Consider the following 11,474-nt stretch of genomic DNA (forward strand, 5'->3'; position numbering starts at 1 on the left):
AAGGAGGCGGTACTTATACTTTCTGAAGAAGATAAATTTATGAAGAGAGCTCTTGAACTGGCAGAACTTGGAAGAGGATTTACAAAGACCAATCCATTGGTTGGGGCAGTTGTGGTTAAAAATAACAAGATAATAGCTGAAGGTTATCATCACAGATTTGGCGATAATCATGCGGAAGTGGATGCACTTAACAAAGTGAGTAAAATGGCAGAAGGGGCAACTATGTATGTAACTTTAGAGCCATGTTCACATTATGGGAAGACGCCGCCTTGTGTTGATAGGATTATAAAAGAAAAGTTAAAAAGAGTTGTGGTTGCGATAAAAGACCCTGACGAGAGAGTTTCTGGCAGAGGGATAGAGATTTTAAAAAAAGAGGGAATTGATGTAGAAGTTGGAATGCTTGAAGAGGAAGCAAAGTTTCAAAACAGAGTTTTTTTATTGAATAAATCTAAGAAGAGACCATTTATAACACTTAAGTTTGCAACAACTCTTGATGGAAAAATAGCGACGAGCTCTGGAGAAAGCAAGTGGATTACAAATTCTACTTCAAGGAAAGATTCACACATCTTAAGAGGCAAGGTAGACGGAATATTGGTGGGAAAAAATACAGCGAGTAAAGATAATCCATTCTTAACTAACAGAAGTGGTGAGGGAGACAATCCAATTAGAATTTTATTAGACAGTGAACTTGAAATAAATTCTAACTACAATATTTATAATTCGGAAGCTAAGACAATTGTTTTTACAAGCTCATCTGATTTTGAAAAGCGTGAGAAATTAATTGAGAGTTGTGAAGTAGTAAGAGTTTCGAGAGATGAGAAAGGTTTAAATTTAAATGAAATTTGTGATGAACTATTAAAAAGAGATATCGCTCACATTTTAGTTGAGGGGGGTTCTGAAGTTCACTCTTCGTTTATAAGGGCTGGATTGGTAGATGAAATTTATCATTATATAGCTCCAAAGTTGTTGGGCGGCGGAAAATCTGTGGACGATGGAGAGGGAATATTAAATTTATCTGATAGTTTGAATTTTAATATTATAAGCACAAAAAATTTAGATGGAGACATTTTAATACATGGAGTGAGAGATGTTTACGGGGATAGTTGAGGAAATAGGAACACTTAGAAAAATTGAAAAGAGAGGCGACAGGCTAACTATTTATGTTGATTCAAAATTGGTATTAGAAGATGTGAAACTTGGCGATAGTATTGCAACTAATGGGGTGTGTTTAACGGTTACAAGTTTTGGAGCTGATTTTTTTACAGCTGATATGATGCGTGTTACGGCTGAAAAATCAGCATTAAATAGTTTGGTTTCTGGGAGTAAATTGAATTTGGAACGAGCTGTAAGACCAATGGACAGATTAGGGGGACATATTCTTCAAGGGCATGTTGATACGGTTGGAAAAGTCATTTCCAAAACGCCAAATAAAGATGGATATTTACTTGAAATAAGTGTTGATGATGAATTTAAAACGCAGTTTGTTGCACAGGGCTCCATAGGATTAAATGGTGTGAGTTTGACTTTAGCTAATGTGAGTAGAAATTCTTTTACGGTATCTCTTATTCCTGAGACGTTGGCAAGGACAAATTTAGGAAATTTAGATTTAGGAGATGGCATAAACGTAGAGTTTGACGTACTGGGAAAATATATAAATAGATATTTTGAATTTGAAAATGAAAGTAGTAAGTCTAAGATAGATATGGAATTTTTGAGAAAATATGGTTTTTAGGAGGTAATTATGTGGAATACAGTTGATGAAGCATTGGAAGCGTTAAGACGAGGTGAAATAATATTTGTTTTGGATGCCGAGGATAGAGAGAATGAAGGGGATATGATTTTAGCGGCAGAGTTTGCAACGACTGAAACTTTAAATAGAATGGCGTCTATGGCAAAGGGGCTTATCTGTATGCCGATGAGCTCAAAGGAATCGGCAAGGCTTCGTTTAGAGCCAATGGTGAGTAAAAATACTGATAATCATGAAACTGCATTTACTGTTTCAATAGACCACGTTGAAACAACTACGGGGATTTCAGCAGAGGAGAGAGCTTTTACGGCGAGAATGTGTTGTGATGAGAACGTAAGGCCAATTGATTTTAGAAGACCGGGGCATATGTTTCCTCTAATAGCTAAAGACGGCGGTGTTTTAGAACGTGAAGGACATACAGAGGGAACTGTAGACTTGTTAAGACTTGCGGGTTTAAAAGAAATAGGATTGTGTTGTGAAATAATGGAAGAAGACGGCACAATGATGAAGAGAGATAGACTAAAGGAAATGGCTGATAGTTTGGGAGCTGTGTTTATTCACATAGACCAAATTAAAAAATATAGAAAGACAAATGAAAAGTTAGTAGAAAGAGTTACAAAGTGCAAACTTCCAACAAAGCATGGAATATTTACAGCTTATGGTTATATAAACAAATTGAATGGAGAGCACCATGTTGCAATGGTAAAAGGTGATGTATCAGATGGCAATGATGTATTGTGCCGAGTGCATTCTGAGTGTTTGACGGGAGATGCTTTTGGTTCTGCGAGATGTGATTGTGGGGACCAATTAGCTGAAGCTATGAGAAGAGTTGAAAAAGAAGGCAGAGGAATAGTCTTGTATATGAGACAAGAGGGCAGGGGAATAGGCCTTATAAATAAATTGAGAGCTTATGAACTACAAGATAAAGGAATGGATACTGTAGAGGCTAATCTAGCTTTGGGATTTCCTGAAGATGCAAGGGAGTACTATATAGGGGCTCAAATTTTAAAGGATTTAGGAGTTAAGAAGTTACAACTTATGACAAATAATCCTGATAAAGTATATGATCTTGAAGAGTATGGAATGGAAATTACTAAGAGAGTGCCAATAGAAATACATTCAAATGAAACGGATAGATTTTATTTAGAAACGAAAGCTAAAAAGATGAGTCACATTTTACAAGAGTTTAAAACTGAGGAGGTTATGTAGTGAGAATTATTGAGGGAAATTATTCAGCAAGGGGAAGTAAGGTAGCGATTGTTGTGAGTAGGTTTAATGAATTTATAACATCTAAGTTACTTGGTGGCGCTATAGACTGTTTGAAAAGACATGAGATAGAAGATGACAACATAACAGTATGTTGGGTTCCGGGAGCTTTTGAAATACCTTTTTTTGCACAGAAATTGGCAAATACACAAAATTATGATGGAGTGATTTGTTTGGGAGCTGTTATAAGGGGGAGTACACCTCATTTTGATTACGTATGTAGTGAAGTTTCAAAAGGTGTGGCAAAAATTTCATTGGACACTAATTTACCTGTGGCTTTTGGAGTTTTGACTACGGAATCTATAGAACAAGCTATAGAAAGAGCTGGTACAAAAGCAGGTAATAAAGGTTATGATGCTGCAATGACGGTAATAGAATCTATTAATCTTATGAAAGAGATAAAAAATATTTAAAGTATACAAAAAGAGCTTTGGATTAATGGCAAATTAGATTTGCTAAAAATCCTAAAGCTCTTATATTTCTAATAATATCACTTGATTATGTTCGAGTGATTTTTTTATATCTATTATTCTCTGATTAGATGAACCTCTAAATTTTAAACTCAAGTCCTTAAGGCTGTTTATAAATAATCCATCAACAAGGACATCGCAGAGCTTTAAAAGTTCAAGTTTTTTATTGTCTTCTAATATTTGCTCGAAAGTATATCCCGAATAAACCCAAATAGATTTAGACGTATGACTTCTGATTTCTCTGACTACTAATGTTAAATCAGGAACGTTCTGAAATGGTTCACCACCAAGGATAGTTAGTCCGTTATTTACAGATTCACTCAAGTGTTCTATAACTTCAGCAGTTTGAGTATCAGTCCACAATTCCCCGAACATAAAGTCTTGATATTCTTGATTGAAACATTCTTCACAGTGGTGAGTGCATCCTGTTACAAAGAGACTAGTTCTTATTCCAGGGCCATTTGCAACATCGTATCTTCTTATTTGTCCATATCTCATTAGATATGCAACACCCTATCATTGATTTCCTTAGTCCTACCTTCATTCCAGAAGTTTTCTCCAAGGTACCCACAAGTACGTCTTACAACTGTAAGTGTAGATTTATCTTTATTGTGGCATTGAGGACATTCCCATTCATTATCAGAATTTAATTTAATTTCTCCGTCATAACCACATTCAGCGCAATAATCACTTTTAGTGTTGAACTCAGCATATTGAATATTGTCGTAGATGTATCTAACTATTGTTTCAAGTGCTTCTAAGTTATGAGACATATTAGGTATTTCAACGTAAGAAATACATCCGCCAGTAGACCTATCTTGGAATTTAGATTCAAATGCAAATTTTTCAAATGCAGAAATTTTTTCTCTTACATCAACATGGAAAGAGTTAGTATAGTAGCCTTTGTCTGTTACATTTTCAATGACACCAAATCTATTTCTATCTATACTTGCAAATCTGTTAGTAAGTGATTCGGCAGGAGTTGCGTATAGAGTGAATTTTATTCCTGTTTCTTCAGTCCATTTCTTAACGGCATCGTTTAAACTATCCATGATTTTCATAGCGAAATCATAGCCTTTAGGGTCAGTGTGAGACACACCTTTTGTTAGGTAAGTTGCTTCATATATACCTATATAGCCCATTGAAACAGTTGAATAACCATTTTCAAGAAGAGATGCTATGGATTCATGCTTTCCAAGTCTTGCAATAGCTCCATGTTGCCAATGGATAGGCGATGAATCGGAGTTAACTTTTTTTAGATGTTCATATCTTAAAAGACCAACTCTTTTAACTAATTCTAGTCTTTTATCAAGAATTTCAAAGAATTTTGACTCGTCGCCTCCGGCAAGGATTGCAATTTGAGGCAGGTTAAGAGAACAAGCTCCCATATTGAATCTACCTTCGAATTGATATTGTCCTTTGCTATTTTTCCAAGGTGGCAAAAATGCACGACAACCCATAGGACTAAATACATTGCCTTCATAATTTGCTTTCATTTTTTTAGCTGAAATATAGTCAGGATACATTCTCTTAGCAGTACATCTGATTGCAAGAGAAGTCAAATAATAGTATTTAGATTCAGGTTTTACATTATTTTCATCAAGTACATATATTAGCTTAGGGAATGCAGGAGTTACATATACTCCGGCATCATTTTTAATACCTTGAATTCTTTGTTTTAAAATTTCTTCGATTATTTGAGCAATTTCATCTATATAAGGATCATTATCTTCAAGTTGCATAAATAAAGTTACAAAAGGAGCTTGACCGTTAGAAGTCATCAAAGTATTTATTTGATATTGAATGGTCTGTATACCACTTTCCAAATCTTTTTGAGTCATCTTGGCTGCCATTTTTTCTGCAAGTTTGACATCGCCAAGAGTATCTATAGCAAGAGTTAGATTTTTATCGTAAGAACGTCTTAGGTATTTACCTAAACATGCAATGTTAATACTTTGACCGCCATATTGATTAGATGCAATTTGGGCTATTATTTGAGTCATAACATTACAAGCTACTTGGAAGGACTTAGGAGTTTCAATCATTTTTCCGTTTACCACAGTCCCGTTATCTAGCATATCCTTAATATTAACCAAACAACAGTTGAAAATAGGTTGAATTATATAATCCATATCATGAATATGAATTGCTCCACATTCATGAGCATCTACTAAGTCGGCAGGAATCATTTTACGTTTCGCAATATCTTTTGAAACTTCTCCTGCAATTAAATCACGTTGAGTGGATGCAATTATGGCATTTTTATTTGAATTTTCATCCATTATATCAACATTTGTTTGATTTAATAGGCCTAAAATTTCTTTATCTGTTGTGTTTTGTTCTCTCTTATAAGATTGAACTGCTTTATAATTTTCATAAGCTCTTGCAGTTGCAGGGTTATTGTTTTCAATTAATTTATAATATACAAGCTCTTCTATGGCTGATATGGAAATTGGTTCCATATTTAACATAGCTTGCTCTTCAATTTCAGCAGCTATTTTTCTAGCTTGACCTTCTATGTATACACCACTCATCGAATTCATTGCTTTTTCAATTGCAATTTCTATTTTTTTACAGTCAAAATCTGCTCTTTTACCGTTTCTCTTTATAACTTCTAACATTGCCATAAAATCCTCTCCTTCTTTATTTTTATAATTATACTATATGTAGTGTACAATATCAATTAATAAGATTAATAAGTACTATATACAGAAGAGGGATAGAGATAATGATAAACGTGTATATTAAGGGGCTGTAAGAATAAAAATAAAAATATAAAGTATAAATTGAGTGAATAATAAAAAATAAAAGTCGAATTTTTAATAGTTTTATAATATTTAAACTATAAATTTAATCAAGATATTTATAAATAATGAATTGCAAATAACGTTAAAGCTTGATTTCATTTCAACAAATGTTGCTAAGCATCCTTTGATTTTTCCCCTAGATGATACAACTGTATCTAATTTCCAATGACCAAAACATTTTATTTCCTTTACTTATTTCGGTCTTTTTCTTATAAAAGTTTCAATATTAAACTTTTTTCTAGTCTCTTGAGAGTTTTGACTAGCCTTTTCTTCTAAGTTTTGTAATATAAAAATTTATAATAATTTAATAAAGTAAATTATAAATTTTAAGGCAAATAATACTTTTAAATATAGTATAAACTATTTGTTCCGCTGACCATTTAGAGTTTAGTTTATCTAGTATTATATTTTTAAGATATCAGTAGATTTAGTTTTATTCCTTTAAATGATGATTTATATCTCTTACCTTTATCTAGTATTATATTTTTAAGATATCAGTAGATTTAGTTTTATTCCTTTAAATGATGATTTATATCTCTTACCTTTATCTACATCTATAGCTTTATAAGTTACTCTAATCCATTAAGTTCTCTTGAAATTGTAGAATGGTAACAGTCTAAAATTTTTGCTATTCCTACAGAAAAATAACCCTCTTTATTTAATAACTCTATCTTATTTCTATAATTCTAGTGTAAGATATTTATGATTTATATTGACATGTGTGTTTGTAGTTATTAACATTTTACACAAAGTTAGTTAGTATGAGTTTTATCTTTTATTTGGGATATCTTTTAATTTTACAATTTATCACATAAAAATATTATTTATGATATACTTAATTTATATAAACTATAAAGAAAGTGAGAAGAGTATAAAAAAGGCTTAGTATTCAAGAATATTATTTATAGTACAATAAAAAAATAAACAATGTTATGTAGTTGGAAGAAAAACCTTTTCAGAGCAAGAGATAAATTATGTAATTCTTATAAATAAAATTTTTAAGTAAGTGTGGGGTGTAAATTTGAAGATATATATTTTTTCTGATGTAGTGTGTACTTGGTCATGGGGAGAAGAAAAAGTTTTAAGGGCAATAGATTATTTATTTGATGGGAAAGTTGAGTTTGAAAATATAATGGGGGGGATGATTTCTGATTACCATGATATACTTCCAATGAATATGAAAGACAAAGATTCTGATGAAACTGCAAATGCAATTTTAAGACAAATTTGGACAGCTGGTTCTATAATACATAAAATGCCTGTGTCGAGCAAATTACCGAATTTGCTTTCTAGAAAAAATCCTAGTACAAATAAGTTAGATAAATTTTTTATATCTGTTAGGGAAATAGCTCCAGAAAAGGCGAATATTTTTTTAAGAAGATTGAGAGAAGATACCATACTCTATGGAGTAAACACAATGGAGATTGAAAATATTATTCCTATTTTAAAGGAAATAGGAATAAATGAGAATCAATTTATAGAGATATTTGAACGAGACTCTTCTCAAATTTTTTTAGAGGATAGAATGAGCACATTTGATAGAAGATTTGATAATTTTCCAAATTTTATGTATGTGGATAATAAGGGAAAGGAATTTATAACTAAGGGATACAAGACAAAAGAGGAATTATTAAATTTTATATATGAACATTCTGATTTAAGAGAAATGGAAATAGAGGAAGATGAAGTAAATATCTTAAATTTTATAAAAAAATATAAAAAAGTATTTTTACATGAGTTTTATGAATTGTTTATAGATGAAGAGTTTGTAAAAAATTCATTGAGCAGTTTGAAATCTAAAAATTTAATTGAAATTAGACCTATAGAAAGTACAGAGGAAATATATTTACTATAAGAGGTATAATATGAAAATTTTAGTAGTTGTGGATATGCAAAACGATTTTATAAATGGAAGCTTGGGAACTAAAGAAGCAGTTGATATAGTATCAAATGTAAAAGATAAAATTGATAGTTTTGATGGGAAAATATATTATACAAGGGACACTCATGGAGAAGATTATCTTGAAACTGAGGAGGGGAAGAATTTACCGGTTAAACATTGTATTAAGGGAACTGATGGTTGGGAAATTCATCCTGATTTGGCAATAAAAGGTAAGATTTTTGATAAGGGCTCATTTGGAGCTGTTGAATTAGCTGAGGAGTTAAGGGAATTGGATAGAGAAGATAAAATTGACAGTATAACTTTAGTTGGACTTTGTACAGATATTTGTGTAGTATCAAATGCGCTTCTAATAAAATCATATCTGCCTAATATACCTATAAAAGTTGATGAGAGTTGTTGTGCGGGTGTGACTTTAGAAAGTCATGAAAGTGCAATTAAGACTATGAAGATGAATCATATACAAATCATATAGTTAAAATAGTATTAAAGAAGAGGTTGTTGCAAAAGTCTCAAAATGAAAAAAGACGAGGAAACTAAAAAATCCTCGTCTTTTCTCAATGCAAAGTATTTAAGTAACCCGGCAACAATATTTGAAATACTAATATTTTGCTATTCAGAAGGAATATTTTTATCAAGAGAAATAGAAAAATCTTGTAAATATGATTTAAGAATTAAGTATCTGCTAGATACAGAAAAAGTACCTAACCATAGCACAATAAATAGATTTAGGCAAAAAATCATGGAGTTAACACCAAGTATACTCAATCAAATGGTAGAGATACCAATAGAAGAAAATCAAATAGACCTATCAAGTATATATAGACGGAACAAAGATAGAAGCCTATGCCAACAGATATAGCTTTGAATAAAGAAGGATCATAGAAAAATATCAAGAAAAACTAAAAATAAAAATCATAAAATACTTAGGACTTAATGAAAATTTGAGCTCAGAAGAAGACTTAGAAGCAGTAATAATAGTATTTGACCGGTATTCAAAAGAATGTAAAGAAAAAAACATAGAATTTGCATACAGACAATGAAAAAGAAAAGATAATTTCCAACGAAAGGACCAAAAGCTAAAATACCGGAAAGAAAAACTCGAAAAATACAAAGAACATCTAAAAACAATATGAGAGCATAGAAACTCGTACTCAAAAACAGATCATGACGTAACCTTCAAGTGAGTGAAAGAAGACCATATTAAAAACGGACAACTAAAACCAGTATATAACGTATAACTAACAAGTGCATCAGGATTTACCATAGGAGAAAACATATCCCATCATCCAAGGGACATGTACAACCAATAGATTTCATCACAAATGAAAGTCAAATGCAATAAGTGAAATAAATCTCTTATCAATAGCCTAAAACCTAAATAAATTAGCATCAAAAACAAAAAAAGAACTTAGAAATCATAAAATACTAAGCTACTTAAGAAAAAATTTTTTCAAAAGTATAGCTCTATTTAGTTTACTCATTTTTAAAGGAAATTGACTAAATTCATCTAAAAGAAAATTTTCAATCAAAAAATATAATGTATAAATTCAGTTATTTAATTAAAAAGTGATGTGCAAAATAGAATTGTCTATCTTTGCAACATCACTTTTAAGATTCTAAATATTGAATTACATTCATGTAAAATTCTTCCGGATTTTTTTTGAATCTGTTACAGATGCCTATGGCATATTGCTCAGAAGGGACTTCAAGGTTTAAATTAAAGATGTCTACTTCATATTCAATTATGGCCAGGTTTACAAAGAATCTTTCATTTTCTTTTGTATAGTTAGCTATTATAGAATTTTCGTAGTCAGTAGGTTCTTTTAGATTTTCAATCTCTTTATCTATTGAAATTACAATATTTTCAGGTAAACGATCATTGAACATTTCAAGAGCGATTTGACCTTCTTCAGTCAATTGGATGTAATGGTCAATAATTTCAACAAAGCCATTGTCGTATAACTCTCCTAAATATTGTTTATAAAAAAAATAATTTAAAAATTCATTTTTTAATATGAAGGAAGTTAAATCATCTTCATGAAAAGTGTTAGAAGATTTTTGAATTGTATACAAAATAATTAATTTATTTTGAGCTAATTCTTGTATATTAAAAGTCTCCATATAATCCCTCCTAACTTATTATATCATTTAGTATGAAAGTTTTAAATATTTATTCAATTTGATATAATTAGGAATAATGATTGATATGAAATACAAATTTTTAGGGGTTGTTATATTTTATTAGTGGCCAAATTACATTGAGTAAAATATTGGCAATAATGAAAGATATAAGTTTAAAATTAGATATTATGTTGAGGCAAAAAATGAAGATAAATTTAAAGCGTAGAAAATATAAAAAGAAAAATTTAAATGTTTTGAGTGTAAATACATTTACTCTTTTACTTTCTATATTATTTTTATTGATAGGAAATTACATACAGAGCAAAGATTTTTTTAGAGGAACATTTATAAATGAAATTTTTATAATTTTAATACCAGCATTATTTATTGCAGGTACGGGAAAGTTTACTCATGTTTTGAGAATTAAATACATAAGTTTAAAAAATATATTTAGAGTCATTTTAATGACAATTTTATCATATCCAATAATTTTATTAGTAAACGGATTATTTTTAAGTATATTTTCTAATATAACAGAGTTAAATAATTTTTCTATGGATATAGTAACTAGGGATATGAACTTAGGTGGATATTTATTCTATATGTGTTTAGTGCCGGCTATATGTGAAGAAATATTTTTTAGAGGGGCTCTTATAAATTCATATGATATTTACGGACCAAGGTTTGCGATTTTTATGAGTGCTTTAGTTTTTGCACTATTTCATTTCGATATTCAAAATTTTTTAGCGCCGCTTCTTTTAGGAATAATGTTTGGTAATTTTTTAGAGTTAACAGGTTCTATTTTTGCATGTATGATTGCTCATTTTGTAAATAATGTCATAGCTCTAATCTCATCAAGATATATAAATGACTCTCTCTTTAGCTATTTACAAAGCACTTCGCTGGCTCGCGATATAGGCTCTTTACAACTATATATAATAACTTTATTGATTATCTTATCTGGAATATCAATTTTTATTTTAAAGAATATGTATAGAAAAATGTATTTTGAGAAGAAAAGGGAAGATGAATTTTATGGACTAAGACAGAGAATTAGAGCAGCTCAAACTTTTGACTTTTTTAATTTTGTGCCGATAATAGCGTTATTTATTTTGTATTTTATTTATTATAAAGTTGTTTTTTATTAAAAGGAGTTAAGG

General features: G+C 30.5%; 11 protein-coding genes. 8 read left to right on the plus strand and 3 right to left on the minus strand.

The window, feature by feature from the left end; genetic code table 11:
* Positions 1 to 15: 15 nt before the first annotated feature.
* Genes ribD through ribH form a run of 4 tightly spaced genes read left to right on the plus strand, consistent with a single transcriptional unit; the run spans position 16 to position 3,426 of the window.
* Entirely contained in the window at positions 16 to 1,107 is a 1,092-nt protein-coding gene (gene ribD / locus DYE58_RS08685; protein ID WP_281269845.1) for a bifunctional diaminohydroxyphosphoribosylaminopyrimidine deaminase/5-amino-6-(5-phosphoribosylamino)uracil reductase RibD, read from the plus strand.
* The gene (locus DYE58_RS08690; RefSeq protein WP_004821464.1) at positions 1,088 to 1,732 is read left to right on the plus strand and encodes a riboflavin synthase; all 645 of its coding nucleotides are present in this window, start codon (positions 1,088 to 1,090) and stop codon (positions 1,730 to 1,732) included. The genes ribD and DYE58_RS08690 overlap by 20 nt, the downstream gene beginning before the upstream one ends.
* A 9-nt stretch (positions 1,733 to 1,741) precedes the next feature.
* Entirely contained in the window at positions 1,742 to 2,956 is a 1,215-nt protein-coding gene (locus DYE58_RS08695; RefSeq protein ID WP_004821466.1) for a bifunctional 3,4-dihydroxy-2-butanone-4-phosphate synthase/GTP cyclohydrolase II, read from the plus strand.
* Entirely contained in the window at positions 2,956 to 3,426 is a 471-nt protein-coding gene (gene ribH, locus DYE58_RS08700) for a 6,7-dimethyl-8-ribityllumazine synthase (protein WP_004821467.1), read from the plus strand. Before DYE58_RS08695 ends, ribH begins: the two co-directional genes overlap by 1 nt.
* A gap of 60 nt (positions 3,427 to 3,486) precedes the next feature.
* Here the strand turns inward: ribH and nrdG are convergent, their stop codons facing one another.
* Positions 3,487 to 3,981 carry an anaerobic ribonucleoside-triphosphate reductase activating protein gene (nrdG, locus tag DYE58_RS08705; protein ID WP_004821468.1) on the minus strand — a complete coding sequence of 165 codons (495 nt, stop codon included), beginning with the start codon at positions 3,979 to 3,981 and terminating at the stop codon, positions 3,487 to 3,489.
* Entirely contained in the window at positions 3,981 to 6,104 is a 2,124-nt protein-coding gene (gene nrdD / locus DYE58_RS08710) for an anaerobic ribonucleoside-triphosphate reductase (protein ID WP_040552596.1), read from the minus strand. The genes nrdG and nrdD overlap by 1 nt, the downstream gene beginning before the upstream one ends.
* A gap of 1,207 nt (positions 6,105 to 7,311) precedes the next feature.
* Here nrdD and DYE58_RS08720 point away from each other — a divergent pair.
* The 3 genes from DYE58_RS08720 to DYE58_RS08730 are packed head-to-tail and all read left to right on the plus strand — an operon-like array spanning position 7,312 to position 9,052.
* Positions 7,312 to 8,145: a thioredoxin domain-containing protein gene (locus DYE58_RS08720; protein WP_115312213.1), complete on the plus strand. Its 834-nt coding sequence runs from the start codon at positions 7,312 to 7,314 to the stop codon at positions 8,143 to 8,145.
* Between the two features lie 10 nt (positions 8,146 to 8,155).
* A complete protein-coding gene (locus DYE58_RS08725) occupies positions 8,156 to 8,665 on the plus strand; it encodes a cysteine hydrolase family protein (protein ID WP_004823441.1) in 510 nt (169 codons plus the stop codon).
* A gap of 42 nt (positions 8,666 to 8,707) precedes the next feature.
* Positions 8,708 to 9,052: a transposase gene (locus DYE58_RS08730; protein ID WP_115312214.1), complete on the plus strand. Its 345-nt coding sequence runs from the start codon at positions 8,708 to 8,710 to the stop codon at positions 9,050 to 9,052.
* Between the two features lie 749 nt (positions 9,053 to 9,801).
* Here DYE58_RS08730 and DYE58_RS08735 read toward each other — a convergent pair.
* Positions 9,802 to 10,314 (minus strand): DUF4364 family protein, encoded by a 513-nt coding sequence (locus DYE58_RS08735; protein WP_115312215.1) that lies wholly within the window; start codon positions 10,312 to 10,314, stop codon positions 9,802 to 9,804.
* Between the two features lie 203 nt (positions 10,315 to 10,517).
* Between DYE58_RS08735 and DYE58_RS08740 the strand changes: the two genes are divergently transcribed.
* Positions 10,518 to 11,462 (plus strand): CPBP family intramembrane glutamic endopeptidase, encoded by a 945-nt coding sequence (locus DYE58_RS08740; RefSeq protein WP_172463342.1) that lies wholly within the window; start codon positions 10,518 to 10,520, stop codon positions 11,460 to 11,462.
* Positions 11,463 to 11,474: the final 12 nt, after the last annotated feature.

Origin of the sequence: Peptoniphilus indolicus (assembly GCF_900454665.1) — a bacterium.
Classification (GTDB): Bacteria; Bacillota; Clostridia; order Tissierellales; family Peptoniphilaceae; genus Peptoniphilus; species Peptoniphilus indolicus.

Bases quoted from the DNA above. Each gene is read 5' to 3' on its own strand.
- DYE58_RS08695 (WP_004821466.1), top strand. From the start codon at position 1,742: ATGTGGAATACAGTTGATGAAGCATTGGAAGCGTTAAGACGAGGTGAA.
- DYE58_RS08725 (WP_004823441.1), top strand. From the start codon at position 8,156: ATGAAAATTTTAGTAGTTGTGGATATGCAAAACGATTTTATAAATGGA.
- DYE58_RS08740 (WP_172463342.1), top strand. From the start codon at position 10,518: ATGAAGATAAATTTAAAGCGTAGAAAATATAAAAAGAAAAATTTAAAT.
- DYE58_RS08690 (WP_004821464.1), top strand. From the start codon at position 1,088: ATGTTTACGGGGATAGTTGAGGAAATAGGAACACTTAGAAAAATTGAA.
- nrdG (WP_004821468.1), bottom strand. From the start codon at position 3,981: ATGAGATATGGACAAATAAGAAGATACGATGTTGCAAATGGCCCTGGA.
- DYE58_RS08730 (WP_115312214.1), top strand. From the start codon at position 8,708: ATGAAAAAAGACGAGGAAACTAAAAAATCCTCGTCTTTTCTCAATGCA.
- DYE58_RS08735 (WP_115312215.1), bottom strand. From the start codon at position 10,314: ATGGAGACTTTTAATATACAAGAATTAGCTCAAAATAAATTAATTATT.
- nrdD (WP_040552596.1), bottom strand. From the start codon at position 6,104: ATGTTAGAAGTTATAAAGAGAAACGGTAAAAGAGCAGATTTTGACTGT.